18 protein-coding genes are annotated in these 26,678 nt (G+C 67.4%); 6 read left to right on the forward strand and 12 right to left on the reverse strand.

Annotated features, from left to right (window positions below; translation table 11 throughout):
- Positions 1–115: 115 nt before the first annotated feature.
- Positions 116–3,088, reverse strand: coding sequence for a UPF0182 family membrane protein (locus ACQ3DC_RS01340; RefSeq protein WP_323056691.1), 2,973 nt, complete (start codon positions 3,086–3,088; stop codon positions 116–118).
- Between the two features lie 167 nt (positions 3,089–3,255).
- Positions 3,256–4,455, reverse strand: coding sequence for a YlbL family protein (locus ACQ3DC_RS01345; protein ID WP_430751363.1), 1,200 nt, complete (start codon positions 4,453–4,455; stop codon positions 3,256–3,258).
- 133 nt (positions 4,456–4,588) lie between these two features.
- Between ACQ3DC_RS01345 and ACQ3DC_RS01350 the strand changes: the two genes are divergently transcribed.
- The gene (locus tag ACQ3DC_RS01350) at positions 4,589–6,064 is read left to right on the forward strand and encodes a zinc-dependent metalloprotease (protein WP_430751364.1); all 1,476 of its coding nucleotides are present in this window, start codon (positions 4,589–4,591) and stop codon (positions 6,062–6,064) included.
- Positions 6,065–6,097: 33 nt separating this feature from the next.
- On the opposite strand, the gene ACQ3DC_RS01355 is transcribed toward ACQ3DC_RS01350, so the two are convergent.
- From ACQ3DC_RS01355 to nudC, 3 genes are read right to left on the reverse strand one after another with little or no spacing between them, the layout of a single operon-like run.
- Positions 6,098–6,652: a M48 metallopeptidase family protein gene (locus tag ACQ3DC_RS01355; RefSeq protein WP_323056595.1), complete on the reverse strand. Its 555-nt coding sequence runs from the start codon at positions 6,650–6,652 to the stop codon at positions 6,098–6,100.
- A gap of 44 nt (positions 6,653–6,696) precedes the next feature.
- Positions 6,697–8,832, reverse strand: a complete 2,136-nt coding sequence (locus ACQ3DC_RS01360; RefSeq protein ID WP_430751365.1) for an ATP-dependent DNA helicase UvrD2 — start codon at positions 8,830–8,832, stop codon at positions 6,697–6,699.
- Between the two features lie 58 nt (positions 8,833–8,890).
- Positions 8,891–9,913, reverse strand: coding sequence for an NAD(+) diphosphatase (gene nudC, locus ACQ3DC_RS01365; protein WP_430751366.1), 1,023 nt, complete (start codon positions 9,911–9,913; stop codon positions 8,891–8,893).
- Positions 9,914–10,056: 143 nt separating this feature from the next.
- Between nudC and ACQ3DC_RS01370 the strand changes: the two genes are divergently transcribed.
- Positions 10,057–11,304, forward strand: a complete 1,248-nt coding sequence (locus ACQ3DC_RS01370; RefSeq protein WP_430751367.1) for a macrolide 2'-phosphotransferase — start codon at positions 10,057–10,059, stop codon at positions 11,302–11,304.
- On the opposite strand, the gene ACQ3DC_RS01375 is transcribed toward ACQ3DC_RS01370, so the two are convergent.
- Genes ACQ3DC_RS01375 through ACQ3DC_RS01385 form a run of 3 tightly spaced genes read right to left on the reverse strand, consistent with a single transcriptional unit; the run spans position 11,291 to position 18,662 of the window.
- Positions 11,291–14,872, reverse strand: a complete 3,582-nt coding sequence (locus ACQ3DC_RS01375; RefSeq protein WP_430751368.1) for an ATP-dependent helicase — start codon at positions 14,870–14,872, stop codon at positions 11,291–11,293. The two genes, ACQ3DC_RS01370 and ACQ3DC_RS01375, sit on opposite strands and share 14 nt — an antisense overlap.
- A gap of 8 nt (positions 14,873–14,880) precedes the next feature.
- Positions 14,881–18,249, reverse strand: coding sequence for an ATP-dependent helicase (locus ACQ3DC_RS01380; protein WP_430751369.1), 3,369 nt, complete (start codon positions 18,247–18,249; stop codon positions 14,881–14,883).
- Positions 18,246–18,662 carry an MGMT family protein gene (locus ACQ3DC_RS01385; protein WP_323056599.1) on the reverse strand — a complete coding sequence of 139 codons (417 nt, stop codon included), beginning with the start codon at positions 18,660–18,662 and terminating at the stop codon, positions 18,246–18,248. The genes ACQ3DC_RS01380 and ACQ3DC_RS01385 overlap by 4 nt, the downstream gene beginning before the upstream one ends.
- A gap of 63 nt (positions 18,663–18,725) precedes the next feature.
- Between ACQ3DC_RS01385 and ACQ3DC_RS01390 the strand changes: the two genes are divergently transcribed.
- From ACQ3DC_RS01390 to ACQ3DC_RS01405, 4 genes are all read left to right on the forward strand, one after another.
- The gene (locus tag ACQ3DC_RS01390) at positions 18,726–19,436 is read left to right on the forward strand and encodes a 3'-5' exonuclease (RefSeq protein WP_430751370.1); all 711 of its coding nucleotides are present in this window, start codon (positions 18,726–18,728) and stop codon (positions 19,434–19,436) included.
- 332 nt (positions 19,437–19,768) lie between these two features.
- Positions 19,769–20,704, forward strand: coding sequence for a substrate-binding periplasmic protein (locus tag ACQ3DC_RS01395; protein WP_157241730.1), 936 nt, complete (start codon positions 19,769–19,771; stop codon positions 20,702–20,704).
- A gap of 16 nt (positions 20,705–20,720) precedes the next feature.
- The gene (locus ACQ3DC_RS01400; protein WP_104998485.1) at positions 20,721–21,485 is read left to right on the forward strand and encodes an amino acid ABC transporter permease; all 765 of its coding nucleotides are present in this window, start codon (positions 20,721–20,723) and stop codon (positions 21,483–21,485) included.
- On the forward strand, positions 21,482–22,219 hold the full coding sequence (locus ACQ3DC_RS01405) for an amino acid ABC transporter ATP-binding protein (RefSeq protein ID WP_157241729.1): 738 nt from the start codon (positions 21,482–21,484) through the stop codon (positions 22,217–22,219). Before ACQ3DC_RS01400 ends, ACQ3DC_RS01405 begins: the two co-directional genes overlap by 4 nt.
- Before the next feature lie 82 nt (positions 22,220–22,301).
- Here ACQ3DC_RS01405 and hemL read toward each other — a convergent pair whose 3' ends face one another.
- From hemL to ACQ3DC_RS01425, 4 genes are read right to left on the reverse strand one after another with little or no spacing between them, the layout of a single operon-like run.
- Complete coding sequence (hemL, locus tag ACQ3DC_RS01410; RefSeq protein ID WP_430751371.1) at positions 22,302–23,633, reverse strand: glutamate-1-semialdehyde 2,1-aminomutase; 1,332 nt, start codon at positions 23,631–23,633, stop codon at positions 22,302–22,304.
- Positions 23,634–23,669: 36 nt separating this feature from the next.
- Positions 23,670–24,767: an LLM class flavin-dependent oxidoreductase gene (locus ACQ3DC_RS01415; protein WP_430751372.1), complete on the reverse strand. Its 1,098-nt coding sequence runs from the start codon at positions 24,765–24,767 to the stop codon at positions 23,670–23,672.
- Positions 24,767–25,747 (reverse strand): porphobilinogen synthase, encoded by a 981-nt coding sequence (gene hemB, locus ACQ3DC_RS01420; protein WP_430751373.1) that lies wholly within the window; start codon positions 25,745–25,747, stop codon positions 24,767–24,769. Before hemB ends, ACQ3DC_RS01415 begins: the two co-directional genes overlap by 1 nt.
- Positions 25,748–25,807: 60 nt before the next feature.
- Positions 25,808–26,674, reverse strand: coding sequence for a uroporphyrinogen-III synthase (locus ACQ3DC_RS01425; RefSeq protein WP_157241725.1), 867 nt, complete (start codon positions 26,672–26,674; stop codon positions 25,808–25,810).
- Between the last annotated feature and the right edge of the window lie 4 nt (positions 26,675–26,678).

Below are 26,678 nucleotides of genomic sequence, written 5' to 3' on the forward strand. Positions count from 1 at the left end.
GCCGCCCCCCCCCACACCCCCGCCCCCCCCCCCGCCCCCCGCCGCGCCCGCCCCCCGCGTCCCGCCGTCGTACGTAATCAGCTACCGGGCGGTATCAGTCGGGTACCAGTCACAATCACTTGCTCGGCGAGGGCGAAGGCGTAGCCGTGGACGCCGGAGCGGGAGATGCCTCGGGAGCCGCCACGGGGATCTTGGCCTCCGCCTCGACGGCCCTCTTGAGGGCAGCGGCGATCCGGTTCTGCGCCTCACCGTACGCCGCGAAGTCGCCGGCAGCCAGTGCCGCCTGCCCTGCCTGCATGGCCGCGTTGGCTTCGTCCAGCGCCGCCTTCAGGTCCGCCTTGGCATCCGCACCAGCGGGGCTGGCAGGGGCGCCGGGACCGGCGGGCGCCTGGCCGTTGTTGTCCGAGTCGCCGGCAGCAGCTCCGGAGTCTCCACCGAACAGCTGCTTCAGCGCCTCATCCAGGGTGGGCGCAAAGCCCACCTTGTCGCCGAACGCCACCAGGACGCGCTGCAGCGTCGGGTAGGACGTCTCGCCGGTGGACTTGAGGTAGACAGGCTGCACATACAGGATGCCGCCGCCCACCGGAAGGGTGAGGAGGTTGCCGTTAAGGACTTCCGACGCGCCCTGGCGCAGCAGGTTCAGCGCCTGCGACACCGTGGGGTCCGAGTTGAACTTGTTCTGCGCCTGGCCCGGACCGGGGACCTGGATCTCCGGTGGGATCTGGAGCAGCCGCAGCTTGCCGTAGCTCTCCGCCTTAACCCCTGCCTGGTTGCCGGCATCCGAGTCAGCAGCAAGGAAGCCGTAGAGCACGTTGCGGGCGTTTCCATTGACAATCTGCGGGATGAACGACGACGTCAGCTGGAAGGCGGGCTTGTCCTGGTCCGGCATCTGCAGCGACATATAGAACGGCGGCTGCTTGACGCCACTGGTGGAATCAACCGTGGGATCCGCCGGAACGCTCCAGACATCCTTGGTCTGGTAGAAGGTGGACGGGTTGGTCACGTGGTACTCGCCCAGGAGCTGGCGCTGGACCTTGAACAGGTCCTCCGGATACCGGACGTGGCTCATGACATCGCCGGACATTTCCGAGTACGGCTTCAGCGTCGAGGGGAACACCTTCTGCCAGGACTTCAGCAGCGGGTCCTGGTCGTCCCATGCGTAGAGCGTGACCGAACCGTCGTACGCATCCACCGTTGCCTTGACGGAGTTCCGGATGTAGTTGACCGTGCTGTTGGGCAGGGCAACCGCCCGGCCGGACGTGGTCTGGGTGTCAGCGGTGGCATCCGAGAGCTGCTCCTGCTGGGAGTACGGGTAGTACTGGCTGGTGGTGTAGCCGTCCACGATCCACTTGACCCGGCCGTCCACCACTGCAGGGTAGGCATTGCCGTCCACGGTCAGGTAGGGAGCTACCTTTTCCACGCGCTCCCGGGGGTTGCGGTCGTACAGGATCTGGGACTCCTGGTTGACGCCGTCCGAGAGCAGCAGGTCCGAGGACTGGAACTTGATGGAGTACAGCACGCGGTTGAAGAACGTCCCCACGTTGGGTCCGCCGTTGCCTTGGAAGGTGTACTGGGTCTCGCCCTCGCCTTCCCGGCCGGAGGGCCTGTCCTGCTCGCGAGCACGAGCACCTTCCGGCGCGCCAACAATTGAGTAGTCCGGCGAGGACTCGCCAAAGTAGATCCGCGGTTCATAGGTGGAGTCGTCGCCGAGGACACCGGTTGACGGGATGCCCGACTGCAGGAACTCCGGCTTGCCGTCCACTGTGAATTTGTTGCCCTTGGCTGCCACCACGCCGTATCCGTGTGTATAAACCACGTGCTGGTTGAGCCAGCCCTGCTGGTTGGTTGCGACGTTGGCAGGGTTCAGTTCACGGACCGCGATCACGGTGTCCTGGATCTTGCCGTCCACCTCGTAGCGGTCAACGTTGAGGGCTTCGGGGAACTGGTAGTACGGCCGGTACTGTTCCAGCTGCGAGAACGCGTCCGAGATCAGGTTCGGGTCCAGCAGCCTGATGTTCGCGGTGGTCTGGGCATCAGGCGCGAGGGCTCCGGTGCTGGCCGTGTTGGTGGCGTTGTAGCGGTCCACCTGGATCTTGTCCAGGCCATACGCAGCCCGAGTGTTGTCGATGTTGCGCTGGATGTATTCCTTTTCCAGCGTCTCTTCCGAAGGACGGACCTGGAACTGCTGGATCACCCACGGGTAGACGCCCCCGGCGAGGATGGACGTGATGACCAGCATCGCGGTTCCAATGACGGGCAGTCGCCATTTGCCGATCACCGCGGCGGCGACGAACAGGATGGCAACGAGGACCGCAGCCACCGCGAGGATGGCCTTGGTGGGGATGACGGCGTTGACGTCCGTGTAGAGGGCGCCGGCCCAGCGGCCGCTGTTGCTTTGCACTGTCGTAAAGCGGTCAAGCCAGAAGTTGATGCCCAGGAGCACCAGGAAGGAGGCGCCGGTGACAGCGATGTGGATCTGCGCCGCCCGGCTGGTGAAGACGCCGCGTTCCATCAGCCGGATGCTGCCGTAGAGGTAGTGGGTGAGGATGCCTGCGATGCCGGCAATGACCACCACGCTGATCAGGAATCCGGTCACGAAGCCGAAGAACGGAAGCGTCATCAGGTAGAAGCTGATGTCCATGTTGAACTCGGGATCCGCTTGCCCGAAGGGCTCCTGGTTGAAGAACAGGAGGACTTTCTGCCACTGGCTGGCGGCTGCGCTGCCGGCGAAGAGGCCGAACAGGACGGGCAGGCCCACCATGACTACCCGGCGGACGGGTTCCAGCTGCGCCTGGTACCGGTTGAGGTTGTCCCGGATCTCGGAGTCGGGCGCATAAACCGGCCTGGCGTGGTAGGCAATCCGGATCGCGAAGAAGACCGCCAGGAACATAACCGCGAAACCGGCCGCGAAGATGCCGATCCGGGCCAGGTTCTCGGTCACGAACACTTCAATGAAGCCGAGCTGGCGGTACCAGAGGACGTCGGTCCAGACGTTGGCGAAGAAGATGAAGCCCACTACCACCAGGGCAACAACGATCAGGGTGGGCGTCAACGCCCCGCGTCGTGAAGGGGGCCTGCCTGTGGACATGGTGCTGGCGGGACGGGACAAACTGGGTACCTCATAGCTGGTCGTCAGATTATTCGATGCGTGCGTGCGAGCGACGTCCGGCACCGGTCAAACAGCTGGTTTCGTCCGTCACAATTGCCACGAGTGGCGGTAAGGCTTAGTTCCTGTCGAGTCTAGTTGCGCCCAGTCTAGTTGCTTGTGCACGCCGGAAGGCCGGACGTGTCCTGGCCGCTGCCGGCGCGTTCGACGGCGTCACGCGCCTCCGCGAGGTTCTCCACCCGGACCACCTGCAGCCCGTCGGGGATCTGCCCCACCACTTCCCGGCAGTTGGCGGCCGGCGCGAGGAACATGGTGGCTCCCCCGGCCCTTGCACCCTGCATTTTCTGCTCGATCCCGCCGATGGGTCCCACGAGGCCGTCCGGGGAGATGGTGCCGGTCCCCGCTATGTGCTTGCCGCCCGTCAGGTCGCCCGGGGTGACGGTGTCAATAATGCCGAGCGAGAACATCAGCCCGGCGCTGGGGCCGCCCACCTTCTCAAGCGAGATGTCGACCGTGAAGGGGAACGTGAACAGGTATTTGAGCATCACGCCGAGGATGAAGCGGCCCTCGCCGTTGTCCTTGGGGGTGATGGTCTCCGTGACCGGCTGCCCGCCGCGCTCCACCACCACGGTGGCCGGCGCGCCTTTTCCTGCCGCCAGTTCCTCCTGGACAACGGCCAGTGAGGTGATGTCCCGGCCATTGATGGTTTTGAGGATGTCCCCGGGCTCGATCTTCCCGGCGGATGCGGAACCTTCCGAGAGGCCCGCTGCCTGGAGCTGCTGCCCGAAGGGAATGTCCAGCTCCTTGAGGGCCGACGCCACTGCGTTCTCCTGGGAGGTGGTCATGGCCACGGAACTCTGTTCCTCAGCCTCTTCCCTGGTTGTGCCGGTGGGGTAGATCAGTTCCACCGGGGGGACGGCCTTGGAGGGGGCAAGCCAGGCGGAAAAGGCATCAAGGATGCTGACGGGCCCGTTGGGTCCGCCGTCCACGTAGACCGTGGTGAGGTCCAGGTTGCCTTTCGCCGGGTACGCATCCCGGCCCGTGATGCTGATAACCGGCTTTCCCTGGCTTTCACCCAGGGTGTTGTACGTGGGTCCGGGTGACTCGATGACGTACGGCACCGGAATGGTACCGACGGCGATTCCCAGCCCAAGGGCCGACATCCCGGCCAACAGCATGGCGGACACTTTAGGGTCGCGCGGCGCAGGGTCCGGCAGCAGCCTGCCGACGGCCGGACCGCCGTCGTTGGTTTCTTCTGCTGGTGCTTCTTCTGTCTGCGCAGGTAACCCGCGGGTGAAGAGCTCAGGAGCGTGGTCCTCTGAGGGGTGGCCGCCACGGGTTGTAGTCACCCAACCAAGACTACGCGGTGACCAGTGCCTGCCAACGCTTTGCCTAGAGCGAACGGCCCGGCGGTCCGGCAGACAGCCGGGCATGGCCGGGGTACCGTGAAGGTTGACAGTCAAACCGACGATCGGCGGGATCATGGCCTCCAATCCACTCAATTCGTCCAATGGGGATGACACCCCCAAGGATCCGTTGACCGAAATGCTGCAGAACCTCATGGGCGGCAAGGGGATGGAAAATTTCGACCCCGCCGAGCTGGCCAAGGCTGCCGGGCTGCCCAACGACCCCAACCTGCTCGCGCAGATGTTCTCCCAGGTGCAGGCAATGATGAGTGCGCCTTCCGAAGGTCCCGTCAACTGGCAGCTTGCCCATGACAACGCCCGCCGGGTCGCGGCGAGCAGCAGCGACCCTTCAGTCACTGCCCAGCAGTCCCGCGAAGTCGACGAGGCCCTGCGCCTTGCGGAACTGTGGCTTGACCCCGTGACAGACCTTCCCGCCACCGGCCTGATCGGCCACGCGTGGTCCCGGGCGGAGTGGGTGGAAGCCACCCTTGGAACGTGGAAACGGCTGACCGAGCCGGTTGCGAACAGCATCGCGAACGCCCTGTCCTCCGCAATGACGGAACAGATGCCCGAAGAGATGAAGTCAATGATGGGCGGGGCATCCTCGATGCTCCAGAACATGGGCGGAGCGATCTTCGGCATGCAGTTGGGGCAGGCCATCGGCGCCCTGTCCGCTGATGTGGTCAGCTCCACCGATATCGGTGTTCCGCTGGCCGACCTCGAGATGGCGCTGCTGCCGGCCAACGTTGCGGCGTTCGGTGAGGGCCTGTCCCTGCCCGAGAATGACATCCGGCTTTTTCTTGCGGTACGGGAAGCTGCGCACGCGCGGCTCTTTGTCCAGGTGCCGTGGCTGCGCGGCCATCTGCTGGGCGCCATCGAGGCCTACGCCCGCGGCATCCATATCGACACCTCGCGGATTGAGGAACTTGCGCGGGACCTTGATCCCGGCAACCCCGAGGGCATCCAGGAGGCCCTGTCCCAGGGCGTGTTCATGCCGCAGCGGACACCCGCACAGGAACAGGCCCTTGAGAAGCTTGAGACGGCGCTTGCGCTGGTGGAAGGCTGGGTGGACGAGCTCACGGCGGCCGCCACAGAGAAGCTGCTGCCGTCCGCGGGCGCGCTCCGCGAAACAGTGCGCCGCCGCCGGGCAACCGGCGGTCCGGCCGAGCACGCCTTTGCGTCCCTGGTGGGCCTGGAGCTGAGGCCCCGCCGGCTGCGGGATGCCGCCACGCTGTGGGCCACTTTGAAGGAAGAGCGCGGCATCGAAGGCCGCGACGCCATCTGGCACCACCCGGACCTGCTGCCCACCGCCGAGGACCTGGATGACCCCAAGGGCTTCAGCGGGCGCCGCAAACTGGCCGAAGCCAGCGACAGCGAAGTGGACGACGCCCTGGAGAAACTCCTCAGTGGCGGCTTCGACGCCGCCCCCGAAGGCAGGAGCGGCGCTGAGGGCCAGGGCGGCGCCGAAGGCCAGGACCAGGGCGGCACTGCAAAGGACGACGGCGACGGCGGGCGGCCGGAGGAGGGGCGGGACGGCCAGCCGAAAGGCTAGGACGTCCGGGCCCGCATTGTTGCGGGTGCGGCTTCAGTCCGCGTCCGGATCGGCCATGCCGCGCCCGGTGGCGAAGGAGACACCTTCCAGGAACGCTTTGGCCCGCTGGGTCTCGGGATAGGCCTCCAGCAGCTTCCAGAACGCGGCATTGTGCGCGGCCACCAGCAGGTGGGCGAGCTCGTGGAGCAGGACATAGTCGATGACCCACTGCGGCATTGGCCGCAGCTTGTCCGAGAGCCTGATGGTGCCCTCAGCGGGAGTAGCCGAACCCCACCGGGAATTCTGGTTGCTGACCCAGCGCACCGACGTCGGCACTGCCCGCCCCCCGAGGTACTGTGCGGACAGGTGGGCGGCATGGGCGGCGAGGGCGGCGTCCGTGGCCGGGCGCCGCTTGCCCGCTGCTGCCCGCCGCTCCCCCTGGCGCTGCAGCTTGGCCACCATCCGGTGGACCCATTCGGCCTCCTGGGCGGCGGTAAACCGCGCCGGGATGGCCACAACTGCGCTTCCGTTCTCCCAGAAGGCCGCCACCGTGCGGGTGCGCCGGGCCGAACGCCGCACGACGACGGGCGCACCGTCGTCAGTGGTCAAGGGGGCAGTAACCGCTCCGGCCGTCTTTGCGCCCTGGCCGGGCCTCACAGGGAAGTGCTTTCCGTGAGGACGCGCAGAACGTCCTCCCCGTACCGTTCCAGCTTGGACGGGCCCACTCCTGCCAGTCCGGCCAGCTCTTCGAGCGAGGCGGGGCGCGCCTCGGCGATGGCCGTGAGCGTGGCATCGGTGAACACGACGAACGCCGGCACCTCGGCGGCGAGGGCAACTTCGCGGCGCCAGTTCCGCAGGGCATCGAAAGTCTGCTCCTCATAACTCGGCGGACAGGAATTGCACCGGCCCACCTTGCGTTCCGCGCCGGTGGCGAGCATGCTTCCACAGACCCGGCACATGGCAGGAGCGGCGGCCTTCCGGCGGGACACCGTGACCTTCCCCCGGGTGGTTGAAGTCGCCACCGAATCCGGGCGCAGCCCGTCCAGGAACCTGGACGGTTTCCTGTTTGCCCGTCCGCCCGGGGTCCGGGCAGTGGACCAGGACAGCGACAGGTGCTCCCGGGCACGGGTGATTCCCACGTAAAGGAGCCTGCGTTCCTCGTCCACCGATTCCGGCGAGTCAGCGAAGGAGATGGGCATCAGCCCCTCGCTGAGGCCCACCAGGAACACCGCATCCCATTCGAGGCCCTTGGCCGCGTGCAGCGAGGCAAGAGTCACGCCCTGGACCGTGGGGGCGTGCTGGGCGAGGGAACGTTCCTGGAGTTCGTTGACGAAGTCGGCCAGGCCAAACCGGGCACCCCGGGTTTGGACCAGTTCGTCGGCAAGCGCCACCAGGGCCGCCAGCGATTCCCACCGCTCCCGCAGTGCGCCGCCGCTGTGGGGGGCGGAGTCCGTGTAACCGAGGGACGAGACAATGTCCCGGACCAGTTGCCCCAGCGGCTCGGGGGAATCCGTCTCCGCGACGGCCCGGGTTGCGGCCCGAAGCTGCAGGATGGCGTCCCGGACCTCCTTGCGGGCGAAGAACCGCTCGCCGCCGCGCAGCTGGTACCCGATGCCGGCCGCAGCGAGGGCCTGTTCGTACGCCTCGGACTGGCCGTTGGTCCGGAACAGGACGGCCACCTCGCTTGCGGGCGTGCCGCCGTCGAGCAGGGCCTTGATCTTCTGGGCAACAGTGGCAGCCTCTGCTTCATCGTCCGCGCACTCGGTGAACTGGGGTGCCGGGCCCGCCGGCCGCTGGGCCACGAGCTGGAGCGGTGTTGCCCAGGCGGCGTCGGCCAGTGGACCGCCGCTCCGCCGGCCTGCCAGGAGGTCGTTGGCGAGCTTGACCACCTGGGGCGTCGAACGGTAGTCCCGGATCAGTTTGACCACGTTGGCCTGCGGGAAGCGGGCTTTGAAATCCAGGAGGTGCTTGGGGGAAGCCCCCGTAAACGAATAGATGGTCTGGCTGGCGTCACCGACGACGCAGAGTTCGTCCCGGCCGCCGAGCCAGAGGTCCAGGAGCCGCTGCTGCAGCGGGGAGACGTCCTGGTACTCGTCCACCACAAAGTGCCGGTACTGCTCGCGGACGGTGGCGGCGACCTTCTCGTCCTCCTGGAGAATTCCCACCGTGATCAGCAGGACGTCCTCGAAGTCAATGACGTTGCGGTCCGTCTTCACGTCCTCATACGACTGGAAGACCCTGGCCACGGCGGTGAGGTCGAACCCTCCCGGGGCGCCCCTGTCCTGGGCATTTTCCAGGTAGTTGGCCGGCGTGAGCATCGACACCTTGGCCCACTCGATTTCGGAGGCGAGATCGCGGATGGAGGCCCTGTCCGTGCTGAGCCGGAGCCGCCGCGCGGCCTCGGCCAGCATCTGTGCCTTGTGGTCCAGGAGGTTGGGCAGCGTTCCGCCAACCGCCTGCGGCCAGAAGAACTGCAGCTGGCGCAGGGCGGCGGCGTGGAATGTCCGTGCCTGCACGTTGCCCACCCCGAGATCCCGCAGCCGGCTCCGCATCTCGGCAGCGGCCCGGGCCGTGAACGTCACCGCAAGCAGCCGTTGCGGCGAATAGACGCCGGAGTGGACGCCGTAGGCGATGCGGTGGGTGATGGCGCGTGTCTTGCCGGTCCCTGCGCCTGCCAGGACACACAGCGGGCCGTTCAGGGTGCTGGCGACTTCGCGCTGCTCCGCGTCCAGGCCGCCAAGGATGCGGTCCTCCAGGGAGGCTGTCCCGTCAATATGTTCTGTAGTCACTTCTGCTGCTCTTGGTCTCGACTACCGCGTGCTGGAGTCTGGTGGATACGTAAAGGAGTCAGGCCCCGGCCCGGTCCTGGATGCGTCCGCCGTACCAGTGCTCAATCAGCGAGCGGGCAATGGAAAGCCGGCTGGAGATGGTGATCTCCCCGCTGAGGACGGCTTCCTGGAGTTCCTCCCGGCTGAACCAGCGCGCCCTGGTGACCTCGACGCCGTCGGGCGTTGCTTCGGAGTCTTCGGTGACGGCGGTAAATCCAAGCATAAGCGAGGCAGGGAACGGCCAGGACTGCGATCCGAGGTACTGGCATGCGGTCACCCGGACCCCAACCTCTTCGTAGATCTCGCGGACTACTGCCTGTTCCAGGGACTCCCCGGGCTCCACGAAGCCTGCCAGCGTGGAATAGTTCCTGGCATCCGTAGGACCTCCGCCGCCCAGCAGCAGCCGGCCGTCAGGGCCCTCGACCGTGACGATGATGGCGGGATCCGTCCGCGGGTAGTGCTCCGACAAGTCCACCGGGCAGCGACGCACCCAGCCCCCGGCTTCCACCTCGGTGGGCTTCCCGCAGCGCGGACAATGCGTGTGGCCGGCATGCCAGTTGGCGATGGCACTTGATTCGACAAAGAGCGCGGTGTGGGTTGGGGTCAGCCCGGCAGCCACGTCGCGGAAACCGGCCCACTGGGCGTCGGAGGGGATTCCGGCTGTTCCCGGAGCCGCCTGCTCCGGCAGGACAAACAGCAGCAGGCCGGTTCCTGCGGGAAAGTCCGAGTCCGGGAGGGCGGTGCCCAGGAAGATGACCAGTTCCGGGGCTGAGCCTGCCGTGGTGAGTTCCTCAAGCAGGGGCGCCGCAGCGGCCGTAAACAACCCGCCGCCCTGTACCAGCCCCTGCCGGCCCGACAGGACAACGGCCAACGCTGCGGGGTTGGCCAGCTGGCTGGCAACTATTCCGGGAGCCGTGCGCTCGGCCGATCCGCGGTCCACCAGCGCCGGCCTGACAGGGAGCAGTGTGTCCCTGAGGTGGTTGGCGGGCAGCATTGCCTGCTGCCCCTGGTAGACCGGTGTAACAGACTCGGCGTGGCTCATAGGTCCACCGTACTGACTGGCGCTGACAATTGACATTTCGAGGCCGTTTCCCGGCCGACCTCCCCTCCCCTGATTTGCAGGTATCTCAAGACTCGCCGCCGCCGGACCGGCCTCCCGGACGGCAGGCAATCTACCGTGGAATGGTGAGAAGAAAACCGATTGAACTGGCAGCCGTTGCAACCGCGGCAGTCCCCGGACTGACCCCGACGGCCGTTAGCTCTGCCCCGGACGATCCCGCGGACTTCGACTCTGCCCTGCTCCTCGATTCGGAGGGGAAGCGCTGGCGGGTGAGGTCCCCGCGGCATGCCGAGGCCAGCGCACGGCTGGAAACCGAGTTCCTGGTCTTGCGCGCCTTCGCGCCGGGCATTCGGGCTGAGCTGCCTTTTCTGATGCCCACGGTTGCGGGCAGTGTGCGGCTGGGCAGCCTGAGCACCTTCGTGTATTCGCATCTGGGCGGGAGCACCCGCAGCGTCGAAGAACTCACGGCTGGACCGGATGCCCTCGCCCGCGAAATCGGCGTCGCGCTGGCGGCCATTCACGACCTTCCCCGGGCCCTGGTCAGCAACGCGGACCTGCCCAGCTACACCCCGAATGAATTCCGGCAGCGCAGGCTGAATGAGCTGGACCAGGCAGCCACCACCGGGAAGATTCCCCCCGCCCTGCTGCTTCGCTGGGAACACGCGCTGGAAGACGTGTCCCTGTGGCGCTTCAATCCCTGCGTCGTGCACGGGGACCTGCATGAGGACAACCTGATGGTGGAGGGCCAGCGGGTCACGGCGGTGACCGGCTGGACCGATCTCCGCATCGGCGACCCCGCGGACGACTTCGCATGGCTGGTCGCCTCCAACGAGCATGATTTTGTGGATGCCGTCCTGGCGGCCTACACCTCCGGCCGCCGTGACACCCCCGACAACCACCTCCTCCGGCGGGCCGCGCTCTCCGCTGAATTCGCTCTCGCGCAGTACCTGGTGAAGGGGATCGCTGCCGGCGATGCCTCCATGATTGCCGAGGCAGAAGAAATGCTGGACACGCTGGCAAGCGACATCGCTGAGCACGGCGGGCAGCCCATCAGCGTTGAGCCCCTCCCGCCCGCGGCAGCTGCCGGGGCCCCGGGCGCCCCCGCTTCCGGGGCACCTGACGCGGTACGGCCTGAGGGCGTTGCTCCCGAGGCTGTCCCAGGCATCAGGGCGGCCGACGACGACGTGCCGGCAGCCGTGCCGCCGGTCACCGTCCTGCCCGTCCCGGCCCAGCCCGCCGTCGTCGTGACTCAAATTCCGGTTGCCGTGACTCCACTTCCGGTGGAGCCGGAGACCCCCGGCCAAGGGTCCGCCGGCGGACCGGACGACACCTCCACCGCGGCGCTCTCAATCGTCGACATCAAGAAGGACTAGGGGAAGCTAGGGCTGCCGCCACGATCTCCTCCAACTGGCCTGCTGTACCCAGGTCGTGGGGCCGCACCACCTCGTTATCGGCAACGTAGAAGAACGCTGCGCGCACGTCCTCCAGCGGAACGCCCTTCAGCCGCGACCATGCCAGCCGGTACACCGCCAGCTGGACGGCCTTGGCCCGAAGCAGGTCCCCGGAGGGCCGCCGGCCGGTCTTCCAGTCCACCAGGTCCCAGCGCCCGTCAGGATCCTGGAACACTGCGTCAACACGTCCACGGACCACCACGTCCCCTATTCGTGTCTCCACCGGCACCTCAATGAAGGCCGGAGAGCGGTGGGCCCAGGGGGACGACCGGAAGGTGGCCACCATGGCGTCGAGGTCGTACGACGCGTCGATGTGATCATCCGAGCCCGGCGCTTCACCGAGGTCCAGCATGCCGGCCGTGCCAAAGTACTCTTCCACCCACGCGTGGAAAGCCGTGCCCTTCCGGGCCGACATGCCCGGTTCCCGGGGCACGGGCCTGCGCAGCCGCCAGGCCACGGCTGACGGGTCCTCGCCAAGGTCAACGAGGGTGGATGCCGAAATGTGGGCGGGAAGGTGGACGTCGTTGGCTGAAGACCTCCTCGCCCGGCGTTCGAGCAACAACGCTGCTTCCCGGGCCCACCCGGCGGCAACCCCTGTAAGTTCGGGCTCCCGGGTGGTTGTCCGCGCGCGGGGAGCGTCCTCCAGCGCCGCCGCCACCCGGGCAGCCGCGGTTTCCATAGCGCGCCTCCGGCCGCCTGCCAAGCGCAGGCGCTCCCCCGTGCGGGGGTCCACCGGCCCCTCCAGGGGATCGTACGGCCAGCCGGCCACCTCAGTATCGAGCGTCAGCGGACTGGTCTCAGGCAGTGAGGACTCCTCCACTGAGCGCGGATGGATGACGGCCGGCGCCGTGCCTTCGCTTGCGGCGGCGGCCAGAGTTTCAAGCTCTGCCAGGAATGGCGACATTTCCGCCCGTCCCGACCTGGACCCCACCCAGGCGGCGCTGGACGCCCACAGGACATGCTTGGCCCGGGTGTACGCCACGTAGGCCAGGCGGCGCTCCTCCGATTCCGCGTGGGCCTGGACAGCTGCCTTGAAGTCCTTTTCCGCATCCAGCCAGCCTTTTTGGTCAGGCTGGTCGAGGTCCCACTGGGGAAGGTCTGCCCGGTCACCGCGCAGCGGCCAGGGCAAGGCTGCGGACCCGCTGCTCCAGCGTGAGTCGCGGTCGCTGGGGAAGTCCTTGGCGTTCAGTCCCGGAACAAAAACGACATCCCATTCCAGCCCCTTGGAAGCATGGACCGTCAGCAGCTGCACGGCCTCCCGGTTGACGTCGCCCGGTGGTGCTTCCAGTCCGTTTTCTTCTGCTGACGCAGCCTCCAGCCAGGACAGGAAGGCGAGGATGTCCACGCGTTGGGACGTCCGCAGGAACCCGGCAGCGGCATCCTGGAAGGCATCGAGGTTCCGGCGCGCCTGATGGATGCTGATGCCGGGCCTGGCGGCAACCTCGATATCAAGGAGCATGGCCCTTTCCACCTCCCCGAGCAGGGTGGTGAGGTCATCGCCAAGGTAGCCCCGGAGCTGACGCAGCTCCGTGGAGAACCGCACCATCCGCTCCCGCGCAGCGGGGGTCAGGGACCTGCCGTTCGATGAGGTCCATCCTTCCCGGGGCAGCCAATCCAATGCCTCCACCAGGCTGGCACCGTCGGTAAGGTCGCCTTCGAGGACGGCCGGGCCGGCATCCGGAAGCTGGTCATCGCCCTGTCCAGCCTGGGCCCGACGCCGGGCAAGCTGGCTGGACCAGTCCCGCAAGGCCATCAGATCTGCGGGGCCGATCCGCCAACGCGCCCCTGCCAGCAGGCGCATCAGCGCATCGGAACGGCCGGGGTCGGCGAGGACACGCAGGGTGGCAACAAGATCCACGATTTCGGGGGTATCAAGGAGCCCGCCCAGTCCGACTATCTCGTAGGGAACGCCTCGGGCCTCCAACTGCCGCCGGATGGGCTCCATTTGTGCGCGCCGCCGGCAAAGGACGGCGATGGCGGGCGGAACCGGCGAACCGTCGGGCTTCAGCTCGAAATCCGTCACCCGGTACTTCAGGACGTCATCGGCGAGCGCTGAGGCTTCATCCACGTCGCTTCCGAACCGCCCCAGCACCACAGATCCCGCTGCCGCATGCGGGCTCGGCTGCAGCGGCGGCACCTTGGGCGCGGCCGGCCCTCCCCCGCCCGCCGGTCCGCGCTGCGCCGCTGACCGGGCCAGGGATTCAGACATCACGTTGGCAGCGGCCAGGATGGACCGTCCGTTCCGCCACGCCGTTGTCAGGTACGACGTCGGCGCGGGAGCCCAGTCGGCCCCGCCTTCCGCCATTCCCCCTGCCGGGGTGCCCTCCGCCCCGGTTGGCTCTGTCCCATGTCCTGGCCTCCCTTTCCACACGGGGAACTCGCGCACGAAATGGAACAACTGGCCTGCCGACGCACCGCGGAAACCGTAGATCGACTGGTTGGGGTCGCCAACGGCGGTCACCGCGTGCCCGCCGCCGAAGAGCCGGGAGAACAGGACCAGTTGGGCGTGGGACGTGTCCTGGAACTCGTCGAGCAGGACCACTTTGTAGCGCTGCCGTTCCATGTGGGCGGCCAAAGGCACGTCCTGCGCCACGCGGGCGGCAAGGGCCACCAGGTCGCCAAAATCAAGTGCTCCCCGGGCCCGCTTCGCCGCCGCGTACCGGCCAACCATGTCCGCCACGCTTGCCCTGGTCCTCAACATGCCGGCGAGGTCAGCCGCTGCCTGCGGGGCGTTCCTTTTCTTGGTGGCGAGATACGGCAATGACTCAAAGTCGGACAGCCGCGCCATCAACCAGGCTTCGACGTCTTCGGGTTCCTGGAGGTGCTCGGCGCATTCACCGGCAAGTTGGATGACTGCTTTCACGAGCGTGGACTTGGCGGCGCGGAAATGCCCGTACTCGCCGTCGTAACCCTCCACGACCTCGCTGGCCAACTGCCAGGCCTGCGCGCCGCCCAGCAGGACCACGTCCCGCTCCACTCCAAGGCGGAGCCCATAGTCAGAGACGATGCCGCTGGCGAAGGAGTGGTAGGTGGAAACTTTCGGTTCGAGCGCATCACTGCTGAGCAGCCCGTGCTGGAACACCCTGCCCCCGCTGTCCGCGTCGGCGCCGTCCTGGACACCTCTATCCTGGACAACCACGCGCTGGAGGGCGGCCAGTTTTCCCCTGATGCGCGAGGCGAGTTCACCTGCTGCCTTCCGGGTGAACGTCACGCCCAGCACTTCCTCGGGACGGACCCAGCCATTGGCCACGAGCCACACCACCCGGTCCGCCATGGTGGCTGTCTTGCCGGATCCCGCCCCCGCAATGACCAGCCTCGGCGCGAGCGGCGACGAAATGATGGCCGACTGCTCGGGGGTAGGAACGTTCTTCTCCCCGAGGAGCACCGAAAGCTCCTCGGGGCTGAAGCGGGGCTCCGGGGGTGGCCCCGCATCCGCGCCGGGCCCGGAAACCGGGGCAAGGGCGGAGAGGGCAGTCGGGGAGTTTTGCATGTCCGGCCTCATTCGGTCACTTGCCTTCCGCGCACGCACAGCGGACACACCTCGGGGAGCCTGCAGCCGTGGCCGCCATGGCTTCCCTTCGAGGGATCGTGCCGTGCTTCGAACGTGGTGCCTCCCATTACGGCGGCTGCATCCTTCACCATGTCCATCGCCCAGTTCTCCTGAGGGTCTATGGCGTCCTGATGCTGGATGGCGGGATTCTTTGCCCCGGTGCCGAGCTGGGCCAGGACGGCACCGCCAGGGAGCGGAGCGGCGGGGCTGTCCGGTCGGTCCCGGAAGCCCCCGGCGAGCACCGCGGCCTGGTAGGCGCCGAGCTGGGGATGCCGTGACAGTTCCCCCTTACCGGGCTGGCGTTTTCCGGTTTTGAGGTCCACGATGACCAGCCTGCCTTCGGCGTCCACCTCAAGCCTGTCCACCTGGCCGCGCAGGACAGCGTCCCGGGCGGGAGCATCATCGACAGGAACCTTTCCGAGGGCGACGTCGAAATCCTGTTCCACTCCGAGCAGGCTTCGGCCTTCGCTTCGCATGAGGAGTACATACTGTGCCAGCTTGCGCACCATGGACTCGGCACGCTGGAAGTCCAGCCTGCCCTCCCAGTTGTCCTTCATTCCCAGCGCGGGCCAGCGCCGGACCAGTTCTGCGACATACTCACTGCCGGACGCATCCGGCAGGTCCTGGGCAATGGCGTGGACCAGGGTGCCAAGGCTGCGGGCGAAGTCAGTGGCAGCTTCGCCTCCCGCGGCCTGGATAAACCAGTCAAGCGGGGATTTCTGCACGGTCTCGACTTTTGACGGTGAGACAAAGACGGTACCGCCAGGCGGAACCACCGCTGCCGCCGACGTCAGCGGAAGAAGGCCCCACCAGCTCTGCGGATGCGCGCCGGGCACCGGCGGGTCAGCCTTTGCCAGCCGGGCGAGGACCCTGGCCGCCTCATCCGCCTGCGGAGCATCCCCGCCGTCCAGCTGGGCGTGCTGCCGGAGTTCGGCAACAAGGGCCCGCAGCGCCATGGGCCGCTGCACTGCCGTGAACGGACGGCCCTCCTGGCCCGGTTCCAGGGGCACAACGTAGTCCAGGAAGGAGGACGGCTGGTCATCCTCGGAGGAAACAGCCGTGCATACGAGCAGTTCGCGGGCGCGGGAGACCGCAGTGGAAAAGCTTCGCAGTTCGTCATACCGGATGTCGCGGAGCCGGCTCAGGGGATCACGCTGCAGGGCGTACCCCGGCCCGTGTTCCACCGCATCGCTGTACAGAGTACTTCCCAGAAGTTCGCCGCGGAGCCGGGTATTGGGCCACACACCTTCCTGGAGGCCCGCCACTATCACCACCGGCCATTCCCGCCCGGCCGCACTGGCTGGAGTCAACAGTTCCACGGCGTCGTCCACCTGGGCACGGGCAGCGAGGGTGTCCATGGGAAGCTCCTGGTTCAGGAGATACTCGAGGAACTGCTCGGGGCCGGCCCCGGGCATCTGGTCCACGTAACGCTCCGCGGTGTGGAAGAGGGCCATCATGGCATCCAGGTCCCGGTCCGCACGCGCGCCGTGCGGACCGCCGGCAAGGGCGATTTCCGTCCAGGAACCGGCGAGTCCGGTGGCATCCCAGAGTGCCCACAGCACTGATTCGGCGTTGGCGCCAGGTTGCGCAGCGGCGTGGCGGCCCGCCTGTATCATGCGTGCTGCCCGGCGTGCGGCACGGCCTTCGATGCCGAGCGTTTCCAGTGCGCCGGGTTCGAGCAATGCTTCAACCAGCAGGGCGTCGCTGGTCCGGCCTCCGCCGCCCAGGATCTCGTCCCTCCTCAGCGACTGCCGCAGCCGGCGGAGCTCGATCGATGTGGCACCGCCGATCCGGGAGGTCAGGAGGGATACTGCGGCCTCCGGGGTCAGCAGCGCTGGATCCAGTGCAATCGCGAAGGCATCAAGCAGCGGGCGGACTGCCACTTCGTCCCGGACCGCGGACTCCGCCACCGGGACCCGCACAGGAATCCCCTGGCCCGACAGGTAACGCTGGAACTCGCTCACCTGGGCGCCGTTGCGCACGATCACCGCGAGTTCGGCAAGGTCGCGCCCGTGGTTGATGTGCTGGTCCAGGATGCGCTGGGCAACGTAGCGCAGTTCGTGCACGGCGGACGGAACAAGGTGTGCTTCCACTGCCCCTTGGGGCCTGGCGTCGCCGGGTTGATCAGGGTCGGGTTGGTCAAGCCGCCGGGCCAGTTGCCCGCCCGCGCGCTGTGAAATCCGCCCGGCCACTCCAAGCCAGGCTTCGGCCACCGCGGGCGCTTGCCGGTGGGCGTACCGCAGTGGACGCTCCGCCACGGGTGCACCGGGCGATAGCAGACCGGGCAGTTCTGCCACGAGGTCGGGCCTGGCACCGCGGAAGCCCTGCACCACAGTGTCCGGTGAAAACGCCACGTAGCAGTCCTTCCCGCCGGCGATGTCGGCCAAGAGCTCAAAGACTGCGGGGTTGGCTTCCTGGATGTCGTCCACCAGGATCACCTGCAGCCGGTCCCGTTCCGCCGCCAGGAAGCCGGGAGAGTCCTGGAAAATCTGCCGTACTGCCGTGATGATGCCGGCCGGATCGAAAGCCTCAGGCATCCGCAGGTCCAAGACGTCCCGGTACTCGGCGTACAGGGACGCAGCGGCGATCCAGTCAGGCCTGCGGCACTCGTGTCCCAGCCCTACCAGGTCGCCGGGGGTACGGCCCGACTCGATGATGCGGTCGAACAGCTGCCGGACTTCCTGCCGGAAGCCCCGGGTTTCCAGGGCACCTTCAATGTCGGCGGGCCAGGGAAGCTCCAGGCCGGGCAGGCGATGGCCTTCAAGGAGCTCCTTGATGATGAGGTCCTGCTCCGGGCCTGAGAGGAGCCTGGGCGGCCGGGACAGGGGAAGGATCCCTTCCGCCTTGGCACGCCGGATCACGTCAAAGGCGTAGGAGGCCCAGGTCCGCGCGGGGGTGGTGCTCAGGCTCCTGTCCAGCCGGGCCGTGAAGCGGTCCCGCATGGCATCGGCAGCCAGGCGGCTGGGCGCCAGGATCAGTATCCGCTCGGGATCCACGCCGTCACGGGTGACCCTGCTGACGGCGGCCTCCACAAGGACGGTGGTCTTGCCAGTTCCCGGAGCGCCGGGCAGCAAAACCGGCCCTGATCCCTGGGGGACGTCGACGGCCGCCTGCTGGTCGGCGGAGAGCAGGGGCGCCACGACATGCACCTGGCGGGGCGGCAGCAGCCGCAGGCCGGTTCCTGCAGCTCCGGCCTGCCGCGGGGGCGTACGGCCGTCTCCCGGGCCGGCGGGTTCACCGGAATGACGCGCGGGGCCGTCCGCGGAGCCATCCCGGGATTCGTCAAGGGGGCCGGTGAGGGGCATGGTTACTGTCACAGGGACATTCCATCATCGGCCGCCGACAATCTGTGCAGCCGCCGCTCCAGCATCCCGGCGACCACATCAATCCTGTCGAACTGGGCATCGCTTGGCGCCCAGCGGGCGGCCGAAAGATCCACCCGCCAGCGCCCCTCGCCGGTCCGCTGGAAGTCGAGGTAGGCGCCCAGCAGGGGTGTGCCCTCGGCCAGGTAGCGGCGGAGGGCCTCAGCCTCGTGTCCGTCCGGTGCGTGGCCGCTCGCCTTGAGAATCCGCCACCAGGGGACTCCGCTCCCGTAGCGGCTCATGACCGCACCGACCTGCCTTGGCCCGCCTGAACCCAACAGCTCGGCGACGTCGCCATACGCGACGGCGGATCCGGCCGGCACCAGTTCCACAATGGCCAGCACCGCCTCCACATACTCAATCCGCATTGATCCAATCTAGCCGCAGTGGCGTTCCACGGAATTGTCGGTGGTGCCCTTTAGCGTTGAAGCATGAGCACCTGGAACACCCTCCCCCGCGCAGCCTTCGACCTCGAAACCACAGGGCGCAACTCCCGGGCTGCACGCATCGTCACCGCCTCGGTGACGGTGGTGGACCACACGGGCGACGTCATCCAGGAACACGAGTGGCTGGCGGATCCCGGGGTAGAGATACCCACCGAGGCCAGTGACGTGCACGGCATCACCACCGAACAGGCACGCCGTGAGGGCAGGCCTGCCGACGAAGTGACCCGGGAGGTTGCGGCCGTGCTGCAGGGACTGTTCGACGACGGGACCCCCGTCATCGCCTTCAATGCCAGCTATGACTTCACGGTGCTGGCTGCCGAGTCGGCCCGGTACGGGGTCCCTCAGCTGACCCGCTTCCCGGTCCTGGACCCGTACATCATGAACAAGCAGGTGGACCGCTACCGGAAGGGCAAGCGGACCCTCACGGCGTTGTGCGAGGAATACGGCGTGGTCCTGGACAACGCCCATACGTCGGCCGCTGATGCCCTGGCCACCTTGAGGGTCCTGGACGCCATGGCCGGCAAGTTTCCCAAACTCAGCATGCCGGCCAGCCAGCTGCACCAGCTGCAGGTCGAGTGGGCAGTAAGCCAGGCAGCCGATTTCCAGGACTACCTCCGCAAGACGAAGCCCGCTGCCGTCATCGAAGGTGACTGGCCGGTCCTTCCGCCGGAGGACGCCACTACGGCCGGCTTCTGACCAGGACCGTCTCCGGCAGGGCCACGGCGAGAGATATTTCACAGTCGCACTGCTCACACAACGGGGCCGGAGAGGGACTCAAGGATTCGTCCGCACGGGGCCGCAGGACTCCAGTATGAGGGCCATCAGCGCCTATACGAAAGTTCCTTCGATCATTTGCCTTCAGAGCCAGCACTTGTTCGCCTCACGGCCGCCAAACACTGAAGTGAGACAATAAAGTTTTGCGGTCACCCCTGCCATGCAGTGCTTGAACAGCCTCGGGCAGGTGCCAGGCGCCACCAGCGCAGCCTTGCGGCCCGGTTGACTTATGACTCAATGAAAGCGACAGACTGATGAAAATCAAAGCGATGAAGTGGCTGACAACCGCTCCCGTGGCAATCGCCCTCGCGGTTTCCCTGGCAGCGTGCGGTTCAGGATCAGCCCAGCCGAGCGGCACGCCCACGGACGCCCTCGCCGGCAGCGACCAGCAGACGCTGGACAAGTACACCACCGCTACCGTCACCCCGATTGACCAGATCGACAAGACCAAGCTCGGCCTGAACACCGAAGGCAAGCTTGAGGTGGGCACCCTGTCGGACGCCCCGCCGAACATCTTCATTGACCCCTCGGGCAAGTTCACCGGCTACGACAACGAGCTGCTGCGGGCCATCGCCGGCAAGCTCGGCCTTGAGGTCGAGTTTGTTGCCACGGACTTCTCCGCCCTGCTTTCCCAGGTTTCCACCAAGCAGTTCGACGTCGGATCCTCCTCCATCTCCACCACGGACGCGCGCCGCCAGAACGTCGGCTTCACCAACGGCTACGACTTCGGCTTCATGGCCGTGGTTGCCAAGACCGACAGCGGCATCAAGGGCTTTGCCGACCTTAAGGACGATCTCCGCATCGGCGTCGTCCAGGGCACCGTCCAGGACGACTACGTGACCAACACCCTGAAGATGGAACCCATCCGCTTCCCGGACTACGCCACGGTTTACGCCAACGTGCGCAACGGCCAGGTGGACGCCTGGGTGGCTCCGTCGCAGCAGGCCAGCGGCCAGGTGAAGGAAGGCGACGGCACCGCGATCGTCGAATCCGTCGTCAACACGCAGAACTTCACTGCCTACGCGGTGGCCAAGGACAACCAGCCGCTGATCGACGCGCTGAACTCCGGCCTTGACGCTGTCATCGCCGACGGAACCTGGACCAAGCTGACCAAGGAATGGTACCCGGACCGCGAGATGCCCTCTGACTGGAAGCCGGGCAGCAAGGCCGCCACGGTTCCCCAGAGCTGATTGAGCCGGGACGTTCATGGATCTCTTGGACCAGCTGGCTGACACCTTCTTTAACTGGGAGGAAATGGCCAAAGTCATTCCCGCCCTGTTCATGGTGGGCCTGCCCAACACCCTGATATTGGCCGTCGCCTCCGGCATCCTCGGCTCCCTGCTGGGGCTCGGGCTCGCCATGATGGGGATTTCCCGCAACGCGGGCGCCCGTTGGGTGGCGCGCATCTACACCGATATCTTCCGGGGCCTCCCTGCCATCCTGGTGATCCTGGTCATCGGCATTGGCCTCAGTCCCATCGCCCGGGAAATCACCGGATCCAGGAACCCCTACCCCCTGGGCATCCTGGCCTTGACGCTGATCGCGGCCGCCTACATCGGCGAGATCTTCCGCTCGGGCATCCAGAGTGTGGAGAAGGGCCAGCTGGAGGCCTCCCGGGCCCTTGGCTTCAGCTACGGCAGTTCCATGCGCCTCGTGGTGGTGCCGCAGGGAATCCGGCGGGTCCTTCCCGCCCTGGTAAACCAGTTCATCTCGCTGCTGAAGGATTCCTCACTGGTGTTTATGCTCGGGCTTGCCGCCTCGGACCGGGAGATCTTCCGGATCGGAAACGACGCGATGGCCAACACCGGCAACCTGTCTCCGCTGGTGGCCGCAGGTGTGCTGTACCTGATCCTGACCGTCCCGCTCACCCACTTCGTGAACTTCATCGACCACCGGCTGCGAACCGGCAAGCCGGAAAAGAAGGAACCGGATGAGCTGGCAGCACCTATCGGCAAGGGGGCACAGGCATGACGGAATTCGCTTCCGGAACCCTGACCGGCAAGAACCTGCACCTCTCCTTCGGCCACAACCATGTTCTCCGCGGCATCGACCTGCACGTTGAGAAGGGCACCACTGCCTCGGTGATCGGCCCATCGGGGTCGGGCAAGTCCACCCTCCTGCGCGTCATGAACCGGCTGATCGAGCCGGACCAGGGCGACATCCTCCTGGATGGCCGTTCGGTCCTGAAGGACAACCCGGACGAGCTGCGGCAACGGATCGGCATGGTGTTCCAGCAGTTCAACCTGTTCCCGCACAAGACCGTGGTGGACAACGTATCCCTCGCGCTGCGGAAGCTGCGCAAACTCTCCAAGGAGCAGGCACGCGCCGAGGCCCTGGAGCAGTTGGACCTGGTGGGCCTGAGGCACAAGGCCGATGCCCGCCCGGCAAACCTTTCCGGAGGCCAGCAGCAGCGCGTTGCCATCGCCCGGGCACTTGCCATGAAGCCGGAGGTGATGTTCTTTGATGAGGCCACCTCCGCGCTGGACCCCGAGCTTGTTAAGGGAGTCCTGGCGCTGATGGCCGACCTCGCGAAGGGGGGCATGACCATGGTGGTGGTGACCCACGAAATGGGCTTCTCCCGCAACGTCTCGAACACCGTGACGTTCATGGACGCCGGAGTGGTTGTCGAATCCGGGCCGCCGGAGCAGATCTTCACCGCACCGGCAACGGACCGCCTCAAGGGCTTCCTCTCGGACGTCCTGTAGTTCCCGAAGCACATAAAAAAATCCCCGGCTGCAGCCCGCAGCCGGGGATTTCTTTATGTGTGGCCGGGATGTTCCGGAGTTTCTAGCCCCGGGCCGCTGCTGCCGCCTTGGCTGCGGCTGGCAGTGCATCATAGATCCGGTTCATGGCCGCGTCGTCGTGCGCGGCGGACAGGAACCAGGCCTCAAAGACCGACGGCGGCAGGTACACCCCGGACTCCAGCATCGAGTGGAAGAACGGCGCGTAGCGGAAGCTCTCCTGCGCCTGGGCGTCGGCGTAGTTGTGGACACCATTGGCTGAGGTGCCGAAGGCCACCGAGAAGAGGTTGCCGGCAAACTGGATCGAGTGGTCCACCCCGGCGGCGTCCAGGGCGCCGGACAGGGCAGAGGAGAGTTCCAGCGAACGGACGTCGATGAAGGAGTAGACATCGCGGGTGGCATGCGTCAGCGTGGCCACGCCGGCCGCCATCGCCACAGGGTTTCCGGACAGTGTTCCCGCCTGGTACACCGGGCCGGTGGGCGCGAGGTAGTCCATGACGTCGGCACGTCCGCCGAGGGCCGCCGTCGGCATCCCTCCACCGATGACTTTGCCGAAGGTGAGCAGGTCCGGCGTCCACGGCTCGGCGGCGTCCGGCGCCCCGCCGGTCAGGCCCCAGTAGCCGGAATAGCCGGTGCGGAACCCGGTGAGCACTTCGTCCAGGATGAGCAGTGCCCCGTGTTCGCGGGTGATGCGGGACAGGCCCAGGTTGAAGCCTTCCTCCGGTGTCACCACGCCCATGTTCGCCGGCGCTGCCTCCGTGATGACAGCGGCGATGTTGGGCCCGTGGGTGGCGAAGGCTTCCTTGACGGCGGCGAGGTCGTTGTAGGGCAGCACCAGCGTTTCTGCGGCCGTGGCCTCGGTGACGCCGGCGGAACCCGGCAGGGCGAGGGTGGCGACGCCGGACCCTGCGGCGGCAAGGAGTCCGTCCAGGTGGCCGTGGTAGCAGCCGGCAAACTTGATGATGAGGTTGCGTCCGGTGAAGCCGCGGGCCAGGCGCACGGCGGTCATGGTGGCTTCGGTGCCCGTGGACACCATCCGGAGGCGCTCGACGGCGGGTACGCGGTCCTTCACGATTTCCGCCAGGTTGGCCTCGTCCGGGGTGGACGCTCCGAAGGACAGGCCGCGGTCCACGGCGGCGTGGACGGCCTCCAGCACAGCCGGGTGGGCGTGGCCCAGCAGCGCCGGACCCCAGGAGCAGACAAGGTCCACGTATTCCTTGCCGTCGGCGTCCGTGAGGTACGGTCCCTTGGCGGAGACCATGAAGCGCGGGGTACCGCCCACGGACCCGAAGGCGCGGACCGGCGAGTTGACCCCGCCCGGCATCAGCTGGCGGGCGCGGTCGAAGAGTTCCTCGTTGCGAGGGTTGCTGGCAGTCATGGTTCCTATTCTCTCAGTTGGGCGGCGCCGGGTGCGTCAGGTGCCGAGCAGTTCAGCCACGCGCGGCGCCACGGCGGTACCCAGCAGCTCGATGGAGCGCATCATGGCGGAGTGCGGCAGCGGCCCGTTGCTGTATTTAAGGTCGAAGCGGTCCACGCCCAGGTTCTGCTTGAGCAGCACGATCTTGCGCGCAACTGTTTCCGGGGAGCCGACATACAGCGCCCCTTCCGGAGCGCACAGCGCCTCAAACTCGCCCCGTCCGGCAGGCCCCCAGCCCCGCTCCGCGCCGAGCTTGTTCCGCAGCTTCAGCCAGTGCGGGAAGAGTTCCTCCCTGGCCTGCTCGTCGGTCTCTGCTACGTGTCCGGGTGAATGGGTGGCAACCTGCTGCATCGGGTGGCCGTACTTGGCCATGGCCTCGCGGTACAGGTCCACCAGCGGCCGGAAGCCACGCGGCTGCCCGCCGATGATCGCGAAGATGATGGGATAGCCGTACTGGGCGCACCTCAGCACGGACTCGGGGGTGCCGCCGACTCCGATCCAGGTGGGCAGCAGGTGCCGCTCGAGCGGCGGGTACACGCTCAGCCCGGCCACGGGCGGCCTGGTACGGCCCTCCCAGTGCACTGGTTTCTGTGCCCGCACCTTGTCAAAGAGCTCGAGTTTTTCCTCGAACAGGAGCTCGTAGTCTGCGAGGTCCAGTCCGAACAGCGGGAAGGACTCGATGAAGGAGCCGCGGCCCAGCATGACTTCAGCGCGGCCGTTGGAAAGGGCATCCACGGTGGAGAAACGCTGGAACACGCGGATGGGGTCATCGGAGCTCAGGACCGTGACGGCTGAGCCCAGCCGGATCCGGGTGGTGCGGGCGGCAGCGGCGGCGAGGAAGACTTCCGGCGCTGAAACGGCATAGTCCTTGCGGTGGTGCTCGCCCACGCCAAACGCATGGAGTCCGACGGCGTCCGCCATCTGAGCCTCTTCAAGCAGCTGGCGGAGTACCCGGGCATGCGGCTGCGGGCTTCCGTCCGCATTCTCGCCGACGTCGCCGAACGTGTTCAGGCCCAGGAGTATCCGGTCCGGTGCCACCGGGGCGGTGGGACTCTCCGGAACAGAGACGGGCCGGGGTGTCGGTGAGCCAGCCATCAGGACTCCTTCAGCCAGCCGGCCAGTTCGGCGGCCCAGTAGGTCAGGACCATGTGGGCGCCGGCGCGGCGGATGCCCAGTACCGATTCGGTGATGGCGGCGCGCCGGTCGATCCAGCCGTTGGCGGCCGCGGCCTCGATCATCGCGTACTCTCCGGAGATCTGGTACGCGGCCACCGGCACCGGACTCATGGCGGCGACGTCTGCGACGATGTCCAGGTAGCTCATGGCGGGCTTGACCATGACGACGTCGGCCCCCTCGGCGAGGTCCAGTTCCACTTCGCGCAGGGCCTCGGTGCGGTTGCCGGCGTCCATCTGGTAGGTCCGCCTGTCCCCCTTCAGCTGGGAATCAACGGCTTCGCGGAAGGGGCCGTAGAACGCCGACGCGTACTTGGCTGCGTAGGCGATGACGGAGGTGTTGGTGTGCCCGGCCTGGTCAAGGGCGGACCGGATCGCGGCAACCTGGCCGTCCATCATTCCGGAGGGCCCCAGCATGTGGGCGCCGGCGTCTGCCTGGGCCACGGCCATCCGTGCATAGATCCCAACCGTGCGGTCGTTGTCCACGTAGCCTTCGGCGTCGAGCACTCCGCAGTGCCCGTGGTCCGTGAACTCGTCCAGGCACACATCGCTCATGACCACCAGGCTGTCCCCGACCTCGGCACGCACGTCCCGGATGGCCTTGTTCAGCACCCCGTCCGGGTCAAGCGATGCCGATCCCTCGGCGTCGCGGGTTTCCGGGATGCCGAACAGCATGATTCCGCCGAGCCCCAGCTCCACGGCTTCCGCCGCGGCGCGCTTCAGGGTGTCGGTGGTGTGCTGGACAACCCCTGGCATGGAGGTGATGGGGTTGGGCTCGGCCAGGCCTTCGCGGATGAACGCCGGAAGAATCAACTCGGCGGGCGCCAGGCGGGTTTCGGCGGTAAGCCGGCGCATGGCCGGCGTGGTGCGGAGGCGGCGGGGGCGGTCGCTGGGAAAAGTCATGATCCTGTCCTTTGCTTTGGTTCAAGCGTGGTGGGTGTCCGTTGGCGGGCGTCCCCCGCGTCAGGGCGGCTTCCCTGCGTCTTGTTCCGGCTGGAGGGCTGCCGCCACGGCAGCAACAAGCCCGGCCGGCGTGGGCCGGGCCGCGATGGCGGCCACCGGCAAGCCAAGCGCGGAAGCCTGGTCCGCCGTCGGCCGTCCAATCGCCACGAACCGGCAGCGGCCCAGGGGAAACAGCTCATGGAGGCGCCGCGCGGCGCTCGGTGAAGCGGCGATCACGGCGTCGATGCGTCCCGCGGCGAGTTCGGCGGCGGCGGTTGCCGGGGTCAGCAAAGCGTACGACGGAGGCTGCCCCTCCCCTGCCCCGTCCTCCGCCGGGATGGCGAGCCTGCGCTCCGCTGCCGCCGGGTAGTCCACCGTGCGGTAGGCCGTGACGGCGGTGACGCTGCCGCCGGCCCCTGAAAGTCCCTCCGCCAGGCGCGGCGGCGCGATGTCCGCCTGCGGCAGCAGGACCTTGCCGCCCCCGTCCGGCCACACGGACAGCAGGCCGGCGGCGGACTGATCCTCCTCCGGCGCCAGGGCCACAGCAACCCCATGGGCCTCCAGGAGCCTGCGGGTCGCAGCGCCCACGGCTGCGATGCGGGTGGCAGCCGGGATCCAGCGGGCCAGCGCCAGGCCACGTTCGGCGGCCTTGGCAGCGAGCACATGGACCGTGGTGGCGCTGCTGACTACCAGCCAGTCGAAGGCCCCGGCGGCCAGGGCATCGCAGGCAACGTCAAGGGAATGCTGGTCCGGAGCCCGTTCGAAGTCGATCAAGGGCAGCAGCAATGCGTCGGCTCCAGCCTTCCGCAGCGCCTCCACGAGGGGCAGCGAGCGCTCCGGGCTGCGGGTGATGAGTACCCGCGCCCCCGCCAACGGTGCCTTGGGCATGGCC

It is taken from the genome of Paenarthrobacter sp. NEAU-H11, assembly GCF_050573415.1.
GTDB lineage: Bacteria > Actinomycetota > Actinomycetes > Actinomycetales > Micrococcaceae > Arthrobacter.

What these genes read in the sequence shown, in the direction of transcription:
- ACQ3DC_RS01340 (WP_323056691.1), bottom strand. Translation starts at nt 3,088, where the DNA reads ATGTCCACAGGCAGGCCCCCTTCACGACGCGGGGCGTTGACGCCCACC.
- ACQ3DC_RS01350 (WP_430751364.1), top strand. Translation starts at nt 4,589, where the DNA reads ATGGCCTCCAATCCACTCAATTCGTCCAATGGGGATGACACCCCCAAG.
- nudC (WP_430751366.1), bottom strand. Translation starts at nt 9,913, where the DNA reads ATGAGCCACGCCGAGTCTGTTACACCGGTCTACCAGGGGCAGCAGGCA.
- ACQ3DC_RS01375 (WP_430751368.1), bottom strand. Translation starts at nt 14,872, where the DNA reads ATGCAAAACTCCCCGACTGCCCTCTCCGCCCTTGCCCCGGTTTCCGGG.
- ACQ3DC_RS01385 (WP_323056599.1), bottom strand. Translation starts at nt 18,662, where the DNA reads ATGCGGATTGAGTATGTGGAGGCGGTGCTGGCCATTGTGGAACTGGTG.
- ACQ3DC_RS01390 (WP_430751370.1), top strand. Translation starts at nt 18,726, where the DNA reads ATGAGCACCTGGAACACCCTCCCCCGCGCAGCCTTCGACCTCGAAACC.
- ACQ3DC_RS01395 (WP_157241730.1), top strand. Translation starts at nt 19,769, where the DNA reads ATGAAAATCAAAGCGATGAAGTGGCTGACAACCGCTCCCGTGGCAATC.
- ACQ3DC_RS01400 (WP_104998485.1), top strand. Translation starts at nt 20,721, where the DNA reads ATGGATCTCTTGGACCAGCTGGCTGACACCTTCTTTAACTGGGAGGAA.
- ACQ3DC_RS01405 (WP_157241729.1), top strand. Translation starts at nt 21,482, where the DNA reads ATGACGGAATTCGCTTCCGGAACCCTGACCGGCAAGAACCTGCACCTC.
- hemL (WP_430751371.1), bottom strand. Translation starts at nt 23,633, where the DNA reads ATGACTGCCAGCAACCCTCGCAACGAGGAACTCTTCGACCGCGCCCGC.
- ACQ3DC_RS01415 (WP_430751372.1), bottom strand. Translation starts at nt 24,767, where the DNA reads ATGGCTGGCTCACCGACACCCCGGCCCGTCTCTGTTCCGGAGAGTCCC.
- hemB (WP_430751373.1), bottom strand. Translation starts at nt 25,747, where the DNA reads ATGACTTTTCCCAGCGACCGCCCCCGCCGCCTCCGCACCACGCCGGCC.
- ACQ3DC_RS01425 (WP_157241725.1), bottom strand. Translation starts at nt 26,674, where the DNA reads ATGCCCAAGGCACCGTTGGCGGGGGCGCGGGTACTCATCACCCGCAGC.